The following is an 18,539-nucleotide window of genomic DNA, read 5'->3' on the forward strand; positions in this document are numbered from 1 at the left end:
GAAGGTGAGCCAATGAATAAGGGACTTGCACTGGTAAGCGCATCGACACTCTTCCTGGGTGCCTGCGCAACTGTACCTGAGCCGTTCACGGCGGCGGAGTTGGACGAGACAGCGGCCAGCAATTTTGAGCGGGTTGATGTGGATCAGGAGCCGGTGACGGCGCCGATTGATCTCTACGAAGCGATGGCTCGTTCGCTGAAGTACAATCTCGATTACAAGGTCGAGCTGATGGAGATCGCGCTGCGCGACCGCGAACTTGATCTTCAGCGTTACGATATGCTGCCGCAATTGGTTGCCAGCGCTGGCTATGCCGGACGCAACAACTTCTCTGGCGCTAGCTCGCTCTCGCTGATCACGCGGCGGCAATCGCTGGAGCCATCGACTTCGCAGGAACGCGATCTGTTTACCGCCGACCTCGCACTCAGTTGGGATGTGCTCGACTTTGGCCTGTCCTACGTTCGGGCGAAGCAAGGCGCCGATGAAGTCCTGATCGCGCAGGAACGTCGCCGCAAGGTTGCCAACCGCGTGATCGAGGATGTGCGTTCTTCCTATTGGCGGGCGGTCAGCGCCGAGCGCCTGCTGACCAAGCTGCAAGAGCTGGAAGATTCGGTCACCACCACGCTGCAAAATTCAGAGCGTTTGGCCGAGCGGCGCCTGTCTGCCCCGCTAACCGCGCTGACCTATCAGCGTGAACTGCTGGAAATTCAGGCGCAAATCCGCAAGCTTCAGCGCGAGCTGGTCGTTGCAAAGGCGCAATTGGCGGCGCTCATGAACCTGCGCCCCGGCACAGAGTTCTCGCTTGCTTTGCCAGATCGCACGAACACTCTGCCCGCGGTCAAATACGCCTAGCGAAGACATGATGATGACAGCACTGCTCAATCGTCCGGAGCTACGCGAAGTTAGCTATCGCCAGCGGATCAATTCGCGCGAGCTGGACGCGGCATTGCTGTCGGCATTGCCGAGTTTCCGCGGCGTGTTGGGCGTAAACGTCGATTCAAACGACTTCCTGTTTAACAATGACTGGATCAATTACGGTGCCCGCGCTAGTTGGAACGTCCTGAACCTGTTCCGCCTGCCTGCGCATAAGAAGGCCGTGCGCGCTCAGGACGATCTGCTGCAGCAGCGCGAATTGGCGCTGACCATGGCGGTGATGACGCAGGTTCACGTCTCGCGTGCGCGCTTCAGTCATTTGAGCGAAGAGCTTGACACGGCCTCGCGCCAAATGGCGGTGCAGGACAAGATACTGGGGCAAATCCGTTCCGGTCATAGAGCTGGCGCGATGAGCCGCCAGACGCTGCTGCGTGAAGAGATGAACACGCTGGCCGCAGAGGTGAAATACGACATCGCCTATGCAGAGGCGCAAAACGCATATGCTGGCTTGTTTGCCTCCATGGGTATCGACGAATTCAGTCCAAACGTGACCGGACGCGAAGATGTCGCTACGTTGCGCGCATCACTGGAGCAAATGTGGCAGGACCGCGAAGCTGCGGTAAAGCTGTCTGGAAGTTAAAACATGAGTGACATTGAGCAGGTGGACGAGGGATCACCGCCCGCAGAAGATGGCAACCGCAAGCTGTGGATTGGCGGCGGCGTTCTCGCTGCGGCTGCGGCCATTGCCGGGGTCGTCTACGCGGGCAGCGGCGATACGCAGTGGTCGGACAATGCGGCTGTCGCCTCGGCAGAGCAGACGGAGCTGGCAGCGGGTGAGGGCGGAGATGCCCTTCCAGAGCCTGAACCGGAACCGGTGCTGGATGCACGCGGCGTGATCGCGGCAAAGAACGAGAGCACGGTGGCCTCGCGTATGACGGCGCGGATCACCTCTATGCCTTTTCGGGAGGGGCGCAGTTTTGGCAAAGGCGCTTTGCTTGCCCGGTTTGACTGTTCAACCATTCAGGCGGAACTGAACGCGGCACGCGCTGCAACGGCGGCCTATCAAAAAACCTACGAGACCAATGTTGAGCTCGACAGCTATGAGGCGGTTGGCAAAAACGAAGTGGCGGTTTCCCGCGCCAATCTTGGCCGGGCGCAGGCAGAGGCCAATGCGGTCTCGGCTCAGCTGCGCGATTGTGCAGTCTATGCACCATTCGCCGGCACGGTGGTGGAAGAAATCGCCAGCCGCGGCGAAGTGGCCGCTAGCGGTCAGCCGCTGCTGCGTATTCAAAGCGGCGGCGATCTGGAGGCCGATCTGATCGTTCCCAGCAATTGGCTGACCTGGCTTGAACCGGGCGCGAAGTTTGACTTCGTGATTGACGAGACAGGCGCGACCATCACGGGTGTCGTAACCCGGCTGGGCGCTTCGGTTGATCCGGTTAGCAAGACGATCCGCATCGGTGCCAATATCGATCGCGGTGATGCACTGGTCCTGCCCGGTATGAGCGGCACGGCAACGTTCGAAAAGCCAAGCGACGAGCCTGCCGCGACAGAGGAAGTGGGCGAGGGCGCTGCTGGGGGCGCCGCTGAAGGCGAAGCGAGCGGAGCGGCCGCGGAAGGGGCTGAAGCCGATGGCAGCCAGCCAAGCTGATCCGATTGAGACCGCTGCGCCCAAGGTTAGCGCTCTGACCCCCAAAGGCGCGCAGCCAGATGCGGCAAAGCTCGCCGCATTGCTGCAATTCGAGGCGGACATTCGCCGTCAAGAGACCATCGAAGAACTGCAATATCTTGTCGCCAATGAAGCGCGCCAGGTCTTGCCCTACGGCCAGATGTTTGTGCTGCGTCAGGCGAGGATTGGGCAAGGGTTCGAGGTGCAATGCGCTTCGTCTCTGGCGACCGTTGATCGCAATGCACCGCTGATCCACGCTTTGGAAAAGGCGATTGAGCGCCTGGCCTTGGATCACGGGCTGGAACAGCCGAACGCTTTTGATGCGGCGAGCCTGCGCGCGGATGAGGCCTTTGACGAATATCCCTATTCCCAGGTGCATTGGCAGCCGCTGCTTGGCAAAGATGGTGAAGTGTTTGGCGGATTGCTGTTCGCTCGCGATGAGCCATTGCGTGAGGGCGAGAAATACCGTGCGGCGCGCATTGCGGAAACGGCGGCGCATTCCTGGCTGGCGCTGAGCGGTGGTAAGCCTGTTCGCCGTCTGCCAGTGATCGACAGCAAGAAGAAGAAATGGATCGCGGCTGCAATTGCTGTTGTCCTGCTGTTCCCTGTGCGTCTTACGGCTCTGGCCCCGGCTGAGATCGTTGCCGAGCGGCCGTATATTGTCGCCGCGCCGTTTTCAGGTCGGATTGCGTCAATCGAGGTCACGCCCAACGCGCCGGTGAAGGCGGGCCAGGTGTTGCTGCGCTTTGACGATGTGCGGCTGGATAATGAGTTGGAGCTTGCCGAGGAAAGGCTCGCTGTTGCCCGTTCGCGGCTCGAACGCTCTACCAGCTCCGCCTTTAGCGACGAGGACGAGACCTCTGATATCGCGATCATGCGGGCCGAGGTTGAGGTCGCGCAGGCAGAATATGATTATGCGAAAGAGCTCGCTGGGCAATCAGCGATAACCGCTCAGCGTGACGGCATGGCCCTTTTCAGCGACCGCCGCGATTGGGAAGGGCGCGCGGTCAATGTCGGCGATCCGATCATGCAGGTCGTCAATCCAGACGAGGTGATGATCCGCATCGATCTGCCAGCGGCGGAGCAGATGTCGCTGGAAAAGGGCGCGAAGATCAAGATGTGGCTCGATTCCCAGCCATTGTGGGCAATTGACGGCCTGTTAGAAACGGCGAGCTATCAGGCCCGCCAGACGCCTGATGGAACGCTAGCCTTTGCACTGACCGCGCAGCTTGACGATGATAACCCTAGGATTGGATCGCGCGGTACGGCTCAGGTCTATGGCCGCTGGGTGCCGTTTGTTTATTCGCTGCTGCGCAGGCCCATCGCGGCCCTACGCCAATTTGTCGGACTATGAATTCAGCGGCAATCCCGATTGATCTGCCAGAGGTGCCAAAGCCGCCTCCGCTGCCCGCTTTGCGGCAGGAACTGCGGATTGAGCCCGGCGCGCCGCTGGTGAATGGAGCGCCAAGCTGGAACCTGTTTGATCCGGTCCGCCATGCGTTCTTTCAATTGGGCCAGATCGAATTCGTGATCTTTTCGCATTGGGCGAGCGGCAATCTTGCCCGGATCGGCGATGATTTGCAGCAACGCGGCCTATCCAGCGATGAAGCCAATGATGCGTTCAATTCCGTTGTGGAATTTGCCGCAACCAATGGCCTGACCATTGGCCCGGTGGGACGCGATAGCGTTTCTGCCTATATGGAGCAGCGCGCCAACAACAAGAAGGCGGCGTGGAAATGGCTGCTCGACAATTATCTGTTCATCCGCATTCCATTGGTGAAGCCTGCCCGGTTTCTGGAACGTACGATTGACCGTGTCCGCCCGCTGTGGTCGCTCTACAGCCTCGTATTCTTTGGCGTGCTGGCTCTCACCAGCCTGTTTCTGGTTTCGCGCCAATGGGATGCCTTCATGGCGTCGTTTCTCTATTTCTTCAGTTGGCAGGGTCTGATCGCTTACGGCGCAGGATTGTTCTTTGTGAAGATCCTGCACGAGCTCGGTCATGCCTATACCGCCACTCGCTATGGCTGCCGGGTGCCGACCATGGGGGTCAGCTTTCTAGTGATGATGCCGGTGCTCTACACCGATACGACCGCGGCCTGGCGGTTGACCTCGCGCAAGAAACGCCTGGCGATTGATTGCGCAGGTGTGGCGGCAGAGTTGATGGTGGCCAGCATTGCCACGATGCTGTGGGTGATCCTGCCCGATGGCACCGCGCGCAGCGTGGCCTTTATCCTGGCGACAACCAGCTGGATCATGAGCCTTGCGATAAATCTCAATCCGTTCATGCGCTTCGATGGCTATTACGTGCTGTCAGACTTTCTCAACGTGCCTAATTTGCAGCCACGCGCCTTTGCCCTGGCAAAGTGGAAGATGCGCGAAATCCTGTTCGGGCTGGGCGCGGCTGCGCCAGAAGAGGTTCCAGGCAAGCTGCGGCGCGGGATGATCCTATATGCCTATGCGACATGGGTTTACCGCCTGTTCCTGTTCACCGGGATCGCGATCCTGGTTTACAATCTGTTTTTCCAGCCGCTGGGCCTGATCCTGGCGATTGTGGAGCTGGTGGTGTTTATCGGCTTAGCCAGTGTTTGCTGAAATGCGCGAATGGGCTGGTCTTCGTAAATCGATCACCAGCACCCGCCGAGGCAAAGCGTGGTTATGGATTATTGGTGGCCTGTTGCTCGCGGCCTTTCTGCCGCTGGACCGTCATGTGACCGGCTATGCTGTTCTGACGCCGGTTGGCGCTGCGCCGATTGTGTCGGGAGAGCCTGCGCGTGTGGTCAAAGTGATCGCGCAAAACGGTCAGTCGGTAACGACAGGGGATCCGATCATTGAGCTCGACGCGCCAGAACTTGCCGCCGATGCAGCGTCCACCAAAGTGCGGATCGCCCAGCTTGAGCTGCAAATGGGCCGTTCTATGGCTGACAGCCGGGATCGCTCCAATCGCGCCGTGCTGGAACGCGAGCTGGCGAGGGAGCGCGGCAAGCTGGCCGGGCTCGAGCGGCGAGCGGACAAACTGATCCTGCGCGCGCCGGGGCCGGGCGCTGTCTCTGGATTGATGCCCGACATGCATCCGGGACGCTGGATCGGCGGGGAAGAGGTGATCGCTCATGTGGTGACGCCGAGCGATTACGACGTTCAGGCCTATGTACCCGAAGACGAGATTTGGCGCCTGGGCGAGGGCGCGCTGGGCACATTTGTGGCCGCGGATGCAGGCGGACCGTCCCGCTCTGCCAAGCTGGTCGAAATGTCTTCTAGCGCGATCGCTCGGCTCGAACAGCCTATCCTCGCCTCGACCAATGGAGGCCCGATTGCGGTCGACAAAGATGGCGAGGAACTGGCCCCTCGCGAGGCGCTGTACCGTATTCGAATGATCGCGGAAAAGGGCGCGCTTAGCGGAGAGGACTATCAAATCCAGCTGGTGCCGGGATCGGTCCAGATACGCACCGAAGGGCGATCTTTTGCGCAGTGGGCGGCGACTGAGCTGGCGCGCATGTTCCGCCGTATCTTCTAACGTTGCGCTATGCGGCGGGCTGATCTGCGTGTCTGCAGCGTCGTAAACAGCAGGTCAACCAATGATCTTACGAGACATACCAAACTAGGAACGGGTGCCAGAGAGCCAGCGGGCCACCTGACCGTATTTACCTCTATGCCAATAGCAATTCTACATTGAGCGAAACGGGATAATTCTCGTTTCAAGATGACAAAACACGTGATCCCCTCAGAGCTGCTCGGCAATATATCCGGTGAGCTTATTCAGTTGGCCGAGATTATTGAAGGTCTCGGCGAGGCGCTGTGCTGCGATGAGCAGGTGCTCTCGAATCATCTTGCGCAATTGCAATCGGTTGATCTGGTGTCGCAGTCGCTGCGCTGTCAGGCAGGATTGCTGGCGTCTGACAATGCCATTGCCGATATCGAAAAGGTCAACCTGCTGGACTTGCAGGAGCGCTTATCCAAGGGGCTTGATTGCCTGAGATAGCGCACATTCTTTGACATCGGCGAGCAGGCGCGCAAATGGGCAGGGATGACTGCCCGCGCGCCCTTTGAGATTCTGTTGATCGGCGGCGGGCATGCGCATCTCGCGGTGCTGGCGGACTGGATTCGCAATGGCTTGCCGGTGACACGCGCGGCAGTGCTCACCCCCTCGCGGTTCTTGCGATATTCCGGCACAGTGCCCGGCTGGATCGCTGGCGAATATTCACCGGAGGATGGTCTGGTCGATGTGCAGGCACTGGCGAAACGCGCGGGCGCTGAGTTCATCGCTGACCGCTGTATTGCAATCGATCCGGCAGTACGCTCTGTTATGACGCTGAGCAGCGGGCTGATCGCGTTCAAGACATGCTCGATCGACACCGGCGGGGTCGGCAGGGCCGCGCGCGTTCTCGGCGATGATCCGCGCATTGCCGATGTCCGCCCGATTGATGCCTTTGCGGAGCGGGTGCGCGAATGGAGCCACACCGCGCGGGCTCGACGCGTTGCAGTGATTGGCGGCGGGGCTGGCGGGACGGAGCTTGCCTTTGGTCTGCGCAATATGCGCACCGAAGGCACCAAACCTGAGGTCACACTGATAGCCGGAACAGACGGACTGCTGCCGGGTTTTGGAGCAAGAGCGCGCAGCCTCGTTCAATCCGAACTGAGCGCACAAGGGATCGAAGTCACTGCAGAAAATGCCCGTATCGAAAACGCACAATTGCTTGCCGGGCCGCGAAAGCTAGAGCCAACCGATTTGATCGTCGCTGCCATAGGTAGCGGCGCACCGGATTGGCCCGCAGCTGGCGGTCTTGCCACTGATGCGCAAGGCTTCATCGCGGTCGATGCGCAGCAGCGCGTTCTATCCCACCCGTATATCTTTGCCGCGGGGGACGTCGCGAGCCGTCAAGACAGCCATGTTCCGCGATCCGGCGTGCATGCGGTCCACACTGGTCCCCTGCTCGCCGCAAATATCCGCGCCGCCGCGTTGGGGCTAGAGCCAAGCCGTACTTATCACCCGCGCCCGGCCAGTCTTTACCTGATTTCCATCGGCAATGGCTTGGCCATCGCAGTCTATGGTTCGTTGGCGGCTAAGGGCCGCTGGGCCGCAAAATTCAAACGCTGGATCGACAAACGCTGGCTCGCCTCCTACGCGCATTTGGCAGAAACAGAGTAACCGCATAGCCAAAGCGCGCGAATAGGGGGTCATAATGCACATAGGGCCACGACAAGGAAACCCATGAAAAAGATTGCCATCATAATCGCGCTGGCCGCTCTGATCGCCGCCTATTTCATTTTTGATCTGGGGCAGTATCTGACCTTTGAAGCGATCAAAGAGCAGGTGGCAGGCGCGCAGCAGACGTTCGCTGACAATCCGATTCAAGTGATCGCGGTGTTCTTTGCCATATATGTGATCGCAACAGCTGCGTCGTTTCCCGGTGCCGCCTTCCTGACTCTGGCCGCTGGTGCATTGTTTGGTTTTACCACGGGCCTTATTGTTGTTTCCTTTGCTTCGACCCTGGGTGCAACTTTTGCTTTCCTCGCTTCGCGGTTCGTTCTGCGAGACACGATTGAGGACAAGTTTGGAGACAGGCTTAAAGGCATCAATGAAGGGCTGGAGCGTGATGGCGCGTTTTACCTCTTCACCTTGCGGATGGTCCCGGCTGTGCCGTTTTTCGTAATCAATCTTGTGATGGGTCTTACCCGCATCAAGACGTTGACCTATGCGCTCGTCAGTCAAGTGGGCATGCTGCTTGGTACGGCGGTTTATGTGAATGCTGGTACGCAATTGGCCACGCTCGATAGCCCGAGCGGGATCTTTACCCCTGCCATTATCGGTTCCTTTGTCCTTCTTGGCATTGTGCCGTGGATCGCCAAGGGCATCATTGGTGCGATCAAGCGTCGCAAGGTCTACAAAGGCTTCACCAAGCCGAAAAAGTTTGATCGCAATATGGTGGTGATCGGCGCTGGCTCTGCTGGCCTCGTTTCCGCGCTCATCGCCTCCACGGTGAAGGCCAAGGTGACCTTGGTCGAAGCCAATAAAATGGGCGGCGATTGCCTCAATACCGGCTGTGTGCCGTCAAAGGCGTTGATTAAGAGTGGCAAGGTCGCCGCGATGATCCGCCATGCTGACAAATATGGCCTAGCTGCTCAGGAACCGGAGGTGCCGTTTAAACAGACCATCGCCCGCGTGATGGGTGCGGTGAAAGCGATTGAGCCGCATGACAGTGTGGAACGTTACACCGGTCTCGGCGTCGATGTGATCGAAGGCTATGCGAAGGTTGTTGACCCATGGACGGTGGAGATCGCGCGTAATGATGGCGGTACAGACCGGTTGACCACGCAGAGCATCGTGATCGCAGCGGGCGCAGAACCGTTCATCCCGCCGCTCGAAGGGCTGGAAGAGAGCGGCTACCTCACCTCGGATACGATGTGGGATGCCTTTGCCGAAATGGACAAAGCGCCTGCGCGCGTCGCGGTGCTGGGCGGTGGGCCGATTGGTTGTGAGATTTCTCAAGCCCTCGCGCGCCTCGGCTCTAACGTGACGCAGATTGAAATGGCGGACCGTGTGCTTGGCCGCGAAGATGAAGAAGTCTCACAGCTTGCGCAGCAATCGCTGGAGGAAGCGGGCGTTACCGTGCTGACCGATCATAAGGCGGTGCGCACGGAAGGCGGTGCAATTGTTGTCGAGCACGCGGGCAGCGAACGAGCGGTTGCCTATGATGCGCTGATCATTGCGGTTGGGCGCAAGGCGCGCCTTACCGGATATGGCCTCGAAGACATTGGTGTCGATACCAGCCGCACGGTTGTGACTGACGAGTTTCTCGCCACGAAATTCCCCAATATCTACGCCGCAGGCGATGTCGCGGGCCCCTATCAATTTACCCACACAGCCAGCCATCAGGCCTGGTTCGCCAGCGTCAATGCGCTGTTCGGCCAATTCAAGCGGTTCAAGGCGGATTACCGCGTGATCCCGGCAGTGACCTTCCTCGACCCAGAGGTGGCCCGCGTTGGCCTCAACGAGATTGAGGCGAAGGAGCAGGACATCGCTTACGAAGTCACACGCTACGATCTTGACGATCTCGACCGCGCCATCGCCGAAAGCGAGACCAAGGGCTTTGTCAAAGTTCTAACCCCGCCGGGCGGCAAGGACACAATTCTAGGCGCGACCATTGTCGGTGCGCATGCGGGCGAGTTACTGGCCGAGTATACCCTAGCCATGAAGCACAAGCTGGGCCTCAATAAGATCCTTGGTACAGTGCATCCTTATCCCACCATGGCCGAGGCAAACAAATTTGCAGCGGGCAATTGGAAGAAGGCGAACAAGCCAGAAAAACTGCTCACATTCGTCGAGAAATATCACGATTGGCGGCGCGGATGAGCGTGCACTGGCGTTAGGCAAGGTTTTCAGCAACAAGGGCCAGCTAACGTACAAAGAAGGGCGCGCGCTTGGAAGTTTTTGACCAGTTTCGGGGAATTCTCGGCCTTGCTCTACTGGTGCTGATTGCATGGGGTCTGTCTGAAAGTCGCGGCGGTCGGCCCAGTTGGGCCTGGATCGCCGGGGCGCTGGCAATGCAGGGCGCGCTCGCGCTGATCATCGTCCGTGTGCCATTCGTCTGGTCCGTGATGGAATATGCCAATGCCGGTGTGGCTGCGATTGAACGGGCTACGCTTGATGGTTCGTCCTACATGTTCGGCTATCTCGGCGGGGCACCGCTCCCCTTTGAGCTGAAAGAGGGCGCGGATGCGCCGCTGATCGTGGCGTTTCAGATATTGCCGTTGGTGATTGTACTGTCGGCCATTGCGGCCCTGCTGTGGCATTGGGGCGTGCTTCGCTGGTTGGTCAGCGGCCTGTCCTACATGCTGCGCCGCACGCTCAAGGTCAGTGGTGTCGTAGGGCTCGCGGGTGGCTCCAACATGTTTCTTGGGGTTGTGGAAAGCCCGCTGGTTATCCGGGCCTACTTTGCCAAAATGAGCCGGGCTGAGCTGTTTCAGGTGATGGTGCTGGCCATGTCGACGATCAGCGGCGCGGTGCTGGTGCTATACGCCTCTACCCTATCAGACACGGTGCCCAATGCGGTGGGGCACATGATTTCGGCCTCGCTCGTTTCGCTGCTCGGCTGCCTTGCTGGTCGCGAAATTGATGGTCCCGGGCGACGTGGATGCGGACGGCGGCGAAGAGATTGCAACCGAGGTCGACCGCGAAGATCCGGGCCTCAAATACGAAGGCAGCATTGATGCCATCGTCAAAGGCACGATGGATGGGATGCAGCTGTTCCTGGCTGTGGTGGCAGTGATCATTGTGGTGTTTGCTCTGGTCTCGCTGACCGATCAGGCACTGGCGCTGCTGCCCTTGGTCGGCGGGGAGGCGCTCACATTGGGGCGCATATTCGGCTGGCTGTTCTCTCCACTTATGTGGGTGATTGGCGTGCCGTGGGAACAGGCGCAGGATGCGGGCGGATTGATGGGGACCAAGGCGATCCTCAACGAATATGTCGCCTTCTTGGAACTCTCCAGCCTGCCAGAGGGTACATTTGATCCGCGTAGCCTGCTGATCGTGACCTATGCTCTGTGCGGCTTTGCGAACCTTGCCAGCATTGGCTTACTTGTGTCGACCATAGGCACCTTGTGCCCTGAACGCCGCGCAGAGGTGGCGGGTCTGGGTATCAAGAGCTGGATCGCGGGCAATATCGCCACCGCTATGACGGGCGCATGGATTGGCCTTGTGACGTTTTCATTGTGATGCAGACCTCCCGCCCCGCCTCCCCACCCGTCCACCAATGGTACCATCACGATATGGTGGCCGGTTGGGTAAGCGGGGCTGGTAGAGGGGGCAGCGATGTTTGATCCGAAACTCCGCCCTCTCATTGATCCGCCGCTTAATCGGATAGGCGCTGCGTTGGCTCGTCTCGGGGTGAGCGCGAACATGCTGACCTTTGGCGGATTGGCTTTGGGTTTGGCCGGAGCGTCAGCGATTGCCTTTGGCGAATTGTGGTTGGGCCTTGCCCTCATCATCGCCAACCGCTTGGCAGATGGATTGGATGGGGCGGTGGCGCGCGCGACGCAGCCGAGCGATCTCGGTGGTTATTTCGACATTGTGGCGGATTTTGCCTTTTACGTCTCAATCCCGCTCGGTTTCGGCTTGCTTGATCCGACGAACACTTTGCCCGCCTTGGTCCTGGTTGCCGCATTCGTTTTAACCGGCACCAGCTTCCTTGCCTTTGCGGTGATCGCGGGCAAGCGCGGCGAACAGACAGACGCTCACGGGAAAAAGAGCTTCTTTTACTCCACTGGCCTCGCGGAAGGTGCTGAAACCATTGTGGTTTTCATTGCAATGTGCGTGTTTCCGGTATGGTTCGCATTTATCGCATACGCATATGCTAGTCTATGCGTCCTAACCGTTTTTCAGCGCAGCGCTCTGGCCGTTATTCAGTTCAAGGATTGATCCGCTTTTCGACATTGCCGCGCAGATCTTCGATCCGCGCGGCATTGGCGCCCAGATCACTCACGCCGACCCGGCTGATAGAGCGAAAATCAATCTGATTTTCTGCGATGCGAGCGGTCACGTCATCTTTAAAACCAAACCAGAATGTCTCGGCCAGGCCGTCAACCCGGCCAGCTACTGTATCGGCCACCACATTGTCAAAACCCATGTCTTCCATTGCCGCAGCAACTGCGGCCACAGCGTCAGCCTGACTGGTGCTGCCCAGCGGCAAAGGCGCGAGGTCAGCGTAGGCCGATGTGATCAGTTGAGCGTGGGATTTGCCGGCGATTTCAGGATCGCTTTCTTTCCACATATCGATTTCGCCCAGCGGGGTTTGATAATCATTGATCGGGTTTGCACCGCTTTCATCACGTACAGCAAGTGCCGTTGCAGAGAGGCCGGGAGGGTTCGCGGTGTCGGTCGCAATATCGTGGATCGGCGGGATCGCGCCCGCCTGAGCGCGGACCATTGCCAGCGCACCAAATGCGGTCGCCGGGATTGCAATCGCGAGCAAAGCCAAGAGCCAGCCCTTGCGCGGTTTTCTAAACACGCAGACGACAAAAGAAACCAAGGCCGCCAGCGCCACGCCGCCGAGAAGCAGCGGCCCGGCCTTGGCGATCAAAGTGCCAAGACCAGTTTGCCAGCTCCACAATCCAAACTTGGTGCCAAGCGCTGAACCAGCGAAATAGACCGGCAAAAGCAAGGCGAGGAGAAATACGAAGCGGCTGTGCCAAGGTGTTGTTTGCATGCCCGCATCTCTAGCGAGGCAGCCCAAACCTGCAAAGCCCTCTCATTGTGCCAGTGAATTCGGATGTTGATAGAATTCACTGCGCCCGCGATAGGGGCGCTCCAGACGCCGCATGGCGGCGCAGGCAGATAGGCATGCAGTTCTATGAAAGCGTTTCCATGAAAGCGGTTATCGTTGGCGGTGGAATTGGCGGCTTGTGCGCGGCATTGTGCCTCGACCACTTTGGTTGGCAGGTGGAGGTTTTGGAGCAAGCCGAAAAGCTGAGTGAAGTGGGCGCTGAGCATTCAGGTCAGCCCCAATGGCGTGAAGGTACTGCGCGCGCTTGGCGTGGAATCGTTGTTGAAACAACACGCCTTCGCTCCGACAGAAGCGCAGTTTCGCATTGGCGCCTCAGGCACGCTCATCGGTCGCACGCGCTGGGGTACCGCTATGGAGCGGCGTCACGGCGCGCCTTATTGGCATGTGCACCGCGCAGATCTGGTCGAAGTGCTTGCAGGCGCATTGGAAACGCGCAGTCCGGGCGCGTTACGCACTGGTGCCGAGGTCACCGGCTATGGCCAGGATGAAGGTTCTGCCTGGGTCAGCCTTGCCGATGGATCGCGAGCGCAAGGTGATATTGTGATCGGCGCAGATGGCATCAAATCTGTCATTCGTCAGCAGATGCTTGGGCCGTCCAATCCTCGCTTCACAGGCAATGTCGCATGGCGTGCGGTGGTACCTATGGATCGGTTGGGCGAGCACGTCCCGCCGCCTGCTGCCTGCATCTGGATGGGCGAGGGCAAACATGCTGTCACCTACCGTCTGAGCGGCGGAACGCTGGCTAATTTTGTGGGCGTGGTGGAACGCGATGATTGGCAGGTTGAAAGCTGGAGCGAGCACGGCACCAAGGAGCAGGCCCTCGCAGATTTCGCTGGGTGGCACCCGGTCATTACTCGCATGATCGAGCAAGCCGACGCGCATTATCGCTGGGCCTTGTTTGACCGCGCGCCCATTGGCCAGTGGAGCGACGGGCGTGTCACCCTGCTCGGCGATGCCTGCCATCCAATGCTGCCATTTATGGCGCAAGGGGCAGTGATGGCGATTGAGGATGGCTGGGTGCTTGCGCGCATTTTGTCCGAAACCGCCCGCGCGCCAGACGCTTTTGCCCGTTACGAGGCGCAGCGTCAGCCGCGCACCGCGCGGGTTCAGCGCCGCGCCACCGGCAATATGGGCATATTCCACCGTCGCAGCGCGCCTGCGAAACTCGCGACATATGGGCCAATCTGGCTGGCAAGCCGTCTCATGCCCACAGCACTGGATGCTCAGTTCGACTGGATCTATGGCCATGATGTGACCGCACAAACTGGCTAAATCGGGATTTGGCGCGCATACGTTTGCTCCACTTCGGCCCGGCGTTTTCACTGGTGCATAGGGCGCAGTTGGCGTTACAGACGCCCCTCTTACAAAAGCGTCCGGCAAGCGGCGCATTGGGGCACGGAGGCATACCCATATGACCAGTGATCTTTCATCCCGGCTCAGCGCAGCGCCCGTGGTTCCCTTGATTGGTGAGAATGACGCGGCGCTCGCCGTGAAGACCGCCAATGCCCTAAACGCTGGCGGTCTGTCGGTCATCGAGGTCGTGATGCGCAGCGATGCGGCTCAGGCTGGGATGGAGGCGATCATCGCCGAAACCGAGGGTCTGATCGTTGGTGCGGGCACTGTCCTGACCCTTGATCAAGCCAAATCTGTTCGCGCGAGCGGCGCGGAATTTATCGTTTCGCCCGGCCTGGTCGATGAGATAGCTATCTATTGCCTCGACGAAGGCATTCCCTTCTTCCCCGGCACAATGACCGCTGGCGAGGTTCAGCGCGCCTATGCACTGGGCCTGCGCGATGTGAAGTTCTTTCCCGCCAGCCTCGCGGGCGGCGTGCCCATGCTGAAGGCATTGGGTTCGGTGTTTCGCGAGATGCGCTTCATGCCCACGGGCGGTGTTTCCGCCAGCAATTTGGCAGAGTTTCTGGCGCTCGATCACGTGCTGGCTTGCGGCGGCAGCTGGCTGACCCCGCGCGATGCGGTGGAAAGCGGCGACTTTGCGCGCGTCACTCAGCTGGCGAGCGAAGCTGTGGCGATTGCCAAGGGCTAGCTTGCCATCACTGCCCCGCTCGACCACAGCTTAGGTTGTGATGAGTTCTTTGGGTGCGTGTTGAGGCAAGATGGACGGGGACACCGGCTGGCAGTTTTGGATTGATCGCGGCGGCACCTTTACCGATATCGTCGCGCGCGATCCCGTTGGCGCGCTGACGACTCACAAATTCCTATCGGAAAATCCTGAGCATTATGAGGATGCTGCGCTGCATGGCATTCGCCTAATTCTGGGCCTGGACGGTGGCGCTCCGATCCCGATGGATCAGGTTTCCGCTATCAAGATGGGCACGACGATCGCCACCAATGCTCTGCTGGAGCGGGAGGGTGAAGACACACTGTTCCTAACCACGCGAGGCCTCGGTGATGTGATCGAAATTGGCTATCAATCGCGGCCAGACACGTTTGCGCTCAATATCGAGAAAGCGCACTTGCTGTACCGCGAAGTGGTCGAAATTGATGAGCGTGTGTTGGCGGATGGTACGGTCGAGCTGCCGCTTAATCGGGCGCAGGTGCGCGGCGTTCTGCAAGCGGCCTATGATACGGGTATTCGCTGCGTCGCGGCCGCATTGATGCACGCCTACAAATTTCCTGAGCACGAACGGCAAGTGGCGAAAATCGCACACGAGATTGGCTTTACGCAAATCTCCATCAGCCATGATGTCAGCCCGCTCAGCAAAATTGTGCCGCGCGGGGAGACGACGATTGTCGATGCCTATTTGACGCCTATTTTGCGCGGCTATGTTGACCGGGTGGCGAGCGCCTTTGGTAAGGTGCATGAACCGGGGCAGCTGCTGTTTATGCAAAGCTCTGGGGGACTGGTGGATGCGGCACAGTTTCGCGGGCGTGATGCCATTCTCTCTGGTCCAGCAGGCGGGATTGTCGGCTGTGTCCACACCGCAAAGCTGGCCGGGTTCGACCGCGTGATTGGCTTCGACATGGGCGGGACATCCACCGATGTGTCGCATTATGCGGGCGAGTTTGAGAAGGTCTATGAGACCAAGGTCGCTGGCGTGCAGATGCGCGTGCCGATGCTGAACATTCACACTGTGGCCGCTGGCGGTGGATCGGTGCTGCGCTATGAGGATGGCCGACTGCGGGTCGGGCCCGGCTCTGCGGGAGCGGACCCTGGCCCGGCGAGTTACCGGCGCAGCGGTCCGTTGACGGTTACGGATATCAATGTGGTGCTGGGTAAATTGCAGCCGGAGCATTTCCCGAAGATTTTCGGCGCTGATCAGAATGAGCCGCTGGGTGTGGAGGTGGCGCGCGCTGGCTTTGAAGCGGTTGCGGGCGAGATCTCCGATGGCCGCAGCGCAGAACAGGTGGCAGAGGGCTTCCTAGAAATCGCGGTCGAGCACATGGCCCAAGCGATCAAGAAAATCTCGATTGCGCGCGGTTATGATGTGCAGAAATATGCTCTCAATTGCTTTGGTGGCGCTGGGGGACAGCATGCTTGCCTGGTCGCGGAACGATTGGGTATTCGCTCAATCTTGCTGCATCCTTTTGCCGGTGTTCTCTCCGCCTATGGCATGGGGTTGGCAGCGATAGAGACTGAGCGGCAGCGGGTCGTTGACGATGAGCTGAACGGTCCGGTGCTGGCGCAGGTTGAGGTAATGATCGCCGAGCTTGAAGCAGAGAATGCCCGCGAGTTGGCGCAGCAAGGCGTAGGAGAAAAAGCGCTCGAACATCGCGCTTCCACGCTGCTGCGTTATCGCGGGACGGACACGGTGATCCGCGTCGCCATTGGCAGCGCAGCGGCAATGCGCGCGGCATTCGAAGCGGATCATGCACGGCAATTCGGTTTCCTTGCGCCAGGTAAAGCCGTGTTGCTGGACACTTTGGTCGTCGAAACGCGTGCAGCGGGAAAGCGGCCAGATGAGGCGGTGGTTAAAGCGCATGGCGACGCCACGCCAGACCCAATTGATGAAGTGCGAATGTTCACCAAGGACGCGCATCACAACGCGCCGGTCTATGACATTGCTTCGCTGGTGCCCGGAGCCACAATTCAAGGCCCCGCAATCATTACCGAGCCGACCGGTACGATCATTGTTGAACCGGGCTGGAGTGCAGACCTCAACGCCTATGGGCACCTTATCCTGACAGCGGGGGAGGTTGAAACTGCCTCCGCAGTGGACGCGCAAGTGGCCGAACAAAGCGATTCCGTCACGCTGGAGATATTCAACAATCTCTTCATGTCGATCGCGGAGCAAATGGGTATTGTCTTGCGCAACACGTCTCAATCGGTGAATGTGAAGGAGAGGCTCGACTTTTCCTGCGCCATTTTCGATGCGGACGGCAATCTGGTAGCCAATGCTCCTCATGTGCCGGTGCACCTTGGCTCGATGGACGCGAGCGTAAAGACGATCATTGAGAGTGGCCAGTCGATCCAGCCCGGCGATGCCTTCGTGCATAACAACCCGCATAGGGGCGGCTCACACCTCCCTGATATAACTGTGGTCACCCCGGTGTTTGACGAGACAGACGGATCGCTGATGTTCTTCACCGCGTCACGCGCGCATCACGAGGATATTGGCGGCATTGCGCCAGGGTCCATGTCGCCGCTGGGTCGCACAATCCACGAAGAAGGTGTGCTGCTCGACAATATCAAGCTGGTGGAGAACGGCGAATTTCAAACGGCGCGAATGGAAAGTGTTCTCAGCAGCGGGCCTTACCCGGCGCGCAATCCGGCCCAGAATATCGCTGACCTGATGGCGCAGGTCGCCGCGAACAAAGCAGGCGCGAATGAGCTCGGTAAGCTGGTGTGCAGCTATGGGCTGGGCCAAGTGCGCGCCTATATGGGCTTCATCCAGGACAGCGCGGAGGCGGCGGTCAAACGCGCAATCCAGAAACTCGAAGATGGCGAGTTCGCGCTCGAACTGGACAGCGGAGCGGCGATTAGGGTTGCCATCCGCGCCGACAAGCAAGCGAGCCGTGCGACAGTCGATTTCAGCGGAACGTCCACCCAGATGGACAATGCCTTCAACGCCCCGCGCGCGATCACGCATGCCGCGATCCTATATGTCTTCCGCTGTCTCGTCGGCGATGATATTCCGCTCAACGCAGGCTGTATGAAGCCGCTCGACGTGATTATCCCAGAAGGCTGCCTACTCAATCCCGCGTTCCCGGCGGCTGTGGTGGCGGGCAATGTCGAGACCAGCCAGGCTGTCACCGACGCTCTGTTCGCGGCGCTAGGGCGGCTCGGCACGGGGCAGGGGACCATGAACAACCTCACCTTTGGCAATGCCCGCGTCCAATATTACGAGACGATTTGCTCCGGCGCGCCCGCCGGTCCGGGCTTCGACGGGGCGTCCGGCGTCCACACCCATATGACAAACACTCGTATGACCGATCCTGAAGTGCTGGAGCAGCGCTATCCCGTGGTGCTCGACGAGTTTCGGATTGAGCGCGGATCGGGCGGCAAGGGACAATGGAACGCAGGCGACGGGGTCCGCCGGGTGATCCGGTTTCGAGAGGAGATGGAATGCGCCATTCTGTCAGAGCGTCGACGCGTACCTGCACCGGGGATAATGGGCGGCGAGAATGGCCGGGTGGGTCGCAATCTGGCTCTGCGCGTCGATGGACACTGCGATAACCTTGGCGGATGCGCGCAAACCCATATGGCGGCTGAGCGACCGGATTGTGATTGAAACACCCACCGGCGGCGGCTTTGGCCCGCTTGC

16 protein-coding genes and 1 pseudogene are annotated in these 18,539 nt (G+C 59.5%); 16 read left to right on the top strand and 1 reads right to left on the bottom strand.

Going from position 1 to position 18,539, the window contains the following annotated elements:
• The first annotated feature begins 12 nt into the window (after window positions 1–12).
• The 12 genes from AC0V6Z_RS08490 (at window position 13) to AC0V6Z_RS08545 (ending at window position 11,951) form a co-directional block, all read left to right on the top strand.
• The gene (locus tag AC0V6Z_RS08490) at window positions 13–849 is read left to right on the top strand and encodes a TolC family protein (RefSeq protein ID WP_472638096.1); all 837 of its coding nucleotides are present in this window, start codon (window positions 13–15) and stop codon (window positions 847–849) included.
• A gap of 7 nt (window positions 850–856) precedes the next feature.
• The gene (locus AC0V6Z_RS08495; RefSeq protein WP_472638097.1) at window positions 857–1,510 is read left to right on the top strand and encodes a TolC family protein; all 654 of its coding nucleotides are present in this window, start codon (window positions 857–859) and stop codon (window positions 1,508–1,510) included.
• 3 nt (window positions 1,511–1,513) lie between these two features.
• Window positions 1,514–2,521, top strand: a complete 1,008-nt coding sequence (locus AC0V6Z_RS08500; RefSeq protein WP_472638098.1) for an efflux RND transporter periplasmic adaptor subunit — start codon at window positions 1,514–1,516, stop codon at window positions 2,519–2,521.
• Window positions 2,502–3,893 carry an efflux RND transporter periplasmic adaptor subunit gene (locus tag AC0V6Z_RS08505; RefSeq protein ID WP_472638099.1) on the top strand — a complete coding sequence of 464 codons (1,392 nt, stop codon included), beginning with the start codon at window positions 2,502–2,504 and terminating at the stop codon, window positions 3,891–3,893. Before AC0V6Z_RS08500 ends, AC0V6Z_RS08505 begins: the two co-directional genes overlap by 20 nt.
• A complete protein-coding gene (locus AC0V6Z_RS08510) occupies window positions 3,890–5,131 on the top strand; it encodes a site-2 protease family protein (protein ID WP_472638100.1) in 1,242 nt (413 codons plus the stop codon). The genes AC0V6Z_RS08505 and AC0V6Z_RS08510 overlap by 4 nt, the downstream gene beginning before the upstream one ends.
• The gene (locus tag AC0V6Z_RS08515) at window positions 5,121–6,050 is read left to right on the top strand and encodes an efflux RND transporter periplasmic adaptor subunit (protein WP_472638101.1); all 930 of its coding nucleotides are present in this window, start codon (window positions 5,121–5,123) and stop codon (window positions 6,048–6,050) included. Before AC0V6Z_RS08510 ends, AC0V6Z_RS08515 begins: the two co-directional genes overlap by 11 nt.
• 186 nt (window positions 6,051–6,236) lie before the next feature.
• On the top strand, window positions 6,237–6,515 hold the full coding sequence (locus AC0V6Z_RS08520; RefSeq protein ID WP_486141825.1) for a hypothetical protein: 279 nt from the start codon (window positions 6,237–6,239) through the stop codon (window positions 6,513–6,515).
• Between the two features lie 45 nt (window positions 6,516–6,560).
• Entirely contained in the window at window positions 6,561–7,682 is a 1,122-nt protein-coding gene (locus AC0V6Z_RS08525; protein ID WP_472638103.1) for an FAD-dependent oxidoreductase, read from the top strand.
• Between the two features lie 63 nt (window positions 7,683–7,745).
• Entirely contained in the window at window positions 7,746–9,887 is a 2,142-nt protein-coding gene (locus AC0V6Z_RS08530) for an FAD-dependent oxidoreductase (RefSeq protein WP_472638104.1), read from the top strand.
• A 68-nt stretch (window positions 9,888–9,955) separates the two neighbouring features.
• On the top strand, window positions 9,956–10,744 hold the full coding sequence (locus tag AC0V6Z_RS08535) for a Na+ dependent nucleoside transporter N-terminal domain-containing protein (protein ID WP_472638105.1): 789 nt from the start codon (window positions 9,956–9,958) through the stop codon (window positions 10,742–10,744).
• Window positions 10,650–11,249: a nucleoside transporter C-terminal domain-containing protein gene (locus AC0V6Z_RS08540; protein ID WP_472638106.1), complete on the top strand. Its 600-nt coding sequence runs from the start codon at window positions 10,650–10,652 to the stop codon at window positions 11,247–11,249. Before AC0V6Z_RS08535 ends, AC0V6Z_RS08540 begins: the two co-directional genes overlap by 95 nt.
• A 96-nt stretch (window positions 11,250–11,345) precedes the next feature.
• Complete coding sequence (locus AC0V6Z_RS08545) at window positions 11,346–11,951, top strand: CDP-alcohol phosphatidyltransferase family protein (RefSeq protein WP_472638107.1); 606 nt, start codon at window positions 11,346–11,348, stop codon at window positions 11,949–11,951.
• Here AC0V6Z_RS08545 and AC0V6Z_RS08550 read toward each other — a convergent pair.
• The gene (locus AC0V6Z_RS08550; protein ID WP_472638108.1) at window positions 11,941–12,738 is read right to left on the bottom strand and encodes a DUF1499 domain-containing protein; all 798 of its coding nucleotides are present in this window, start codon (window positions 12,736–12,738) and stop codon (window positions 11,941–11,943) included. The genes AC0V6Z_RS08545 and AC0V6Z_RS08550 overlap by 11 nt on opposite strands.
• Window positions 12,739–12,896: 158 nt before the next feature.
• Here AC0V6Z_RS08550 and AC0V6Z_RS08555 point away from each other — a divergent pair.
• From AC0V6Z_RS08555 to AC0V6Z_RS08570, 4 genes and pseudogenes are all read left to right on the top strand, one after another.
• A pseudogene (locus tag AC0V6Z_RS08555) lies at window positions 12,897–12,989 on the top strand (NAD(P)-binding protein); the annotation flags it as partial.
• Between the two features lie 13 nt (window positions 12,990–13,002).
• A complete protein-coding gene (locus tag AC0V6Z_RS08560) occupies window positions 13,003–14,088 on the top strand; it encodes an FAD-dependent monooxygenase (protein ID WP_472638109.1) in 1,086 nt (361 codons plus the stop codon).
• Window positions 14,089–14,227: 139 nt separating this feature from the next.
• Window positions 14,228–14,860: a bifunctional 4-hydroxy-2-oxoglutarate aldolase/2-dehydro-3-deoxy-phosphogluconate aldolase gene (gene eda / locus AC0V6Z_RS08565; protein ID WP_472638110.1), complete on the top strand. Its 633-nt coding sequence runs from the start codon at window positions 14,228–14,230 to the stop codon at window positions 14,858–14,860.
• 70 nt (window positions 14,861–14,930) lie between these two features.
• A complete protein-coding gene (locus AC0V6Z_RS08570) occupies window positions 14,931–18,506 on the top strand; it encodes a hydantoinase B/oxoprolinase family protein (RefSeq protein ID WP_472638111.1) in 3,576 nt (1,191 codons plus the stop codon).
• Window positions 18,507–18,539 lie beyond the last annotated feature (33 nt).

Source organism: Erythrobacter sp. SN6-5, assembly GCF_057364945.1.

Excerpts from the sequence above, each read along its gene's own strand:
- AC0V6Z_RS08490 (WP_472638096.1), top strand. The coding sequence starts at position 13 with ATGAATAAGGGACTTGCACTGGTAAGCGCATCGACACTCTTCCTGGGT.
- AC0V6Z_RS08495 (WP_472638097.1), top strand. The coding sequence starts at position 857 with ATGATGATGACAGCACTGCTCAATCGTCCGGAGCTACGCGAAGTTAGC.
- AC0V6Z_RS08500 (WP_472638098.1), top strand. The coding sequence starts at position 1,514 with ATGAGTGACATTGAGCAGGTGGACGAGGGATCACCGCCCGCAGAAGAT.
- AC0V6Z_RS08505 (WP_472638099.1), top strand. The coding sequence starts at position 2,502 with ATGGCAGCCAGCCAAGCTGATCCGATTGAGACCGCTGCGCCCAAGGTT.
- AC0V6Z_RS08510 (WP_472638100.1), top strand. The coding sequence starts at position 3,890 with ATGAATTCAGCGGCAATCCCGATTGATCTGCCAGAGGTGCCAAAGCCG.
- AC0V6Z_RS08520 (WP_486141825.1), top strand. The coding sequence starts at position 6,237 with ATGACAAAACACGTGATCCCCTCAGAGCTGCTCGGCAATATATCCGGT.
- AC0V6Z_RS08525 (WP_472638103.1), top strand. The coding sequence starts at position 6,561 with ATGACTGCCCGCGCGCCCTTTGAGATTCTGTTGATCGGCGGCGGGCAT.
- AC0V6Z_RS08530 (WP_472638104.1), top strand. The coding sequence starts at position 7,746 with ATGAAAAAGATTGCCATCATAATCGCGCTGGCCGCTCTGATCGCCGCC.
- AC0V6Z_RS08540 (WP_472638106.1), top strand. The coding sequence starts at position 10,650 with ATGGTCCCGGGCGACGTGGATGCGGACGGCGGCGAAGAGATTGCAACC.
- AC0V6Z_RS08545 (WP_472638107.1), top strand. The coding sequence starts at position 11,346 with ATGTTTGATCCGAAACTCCGCCCTCTCATTGATCCGCCGCTTAATCGG.
- AC0V6Z_RS08550 (WP_472638108.1), bottom strand. The coding sequence starts at position 12,738 with ATGCAAACAACACCTTGGCACAGCCGCTTCGTATTTCTCCTCGCCTTG.
- eda (WP_472638110.1), top strand. The coding sequence starts at position 14,228 with ATGACCAGTGATCTTTCATCCCGGCTCAGCGCAGCGCCCGTGGTTCCC.
- AC0V6Z_RS08570 (WP_472638111.1), top strand. The coding sequence starts at position 14,931 with ATGGACGGGGACACCGGCTGGCAGTTTTGGATTGATCGCGGCGGCACC.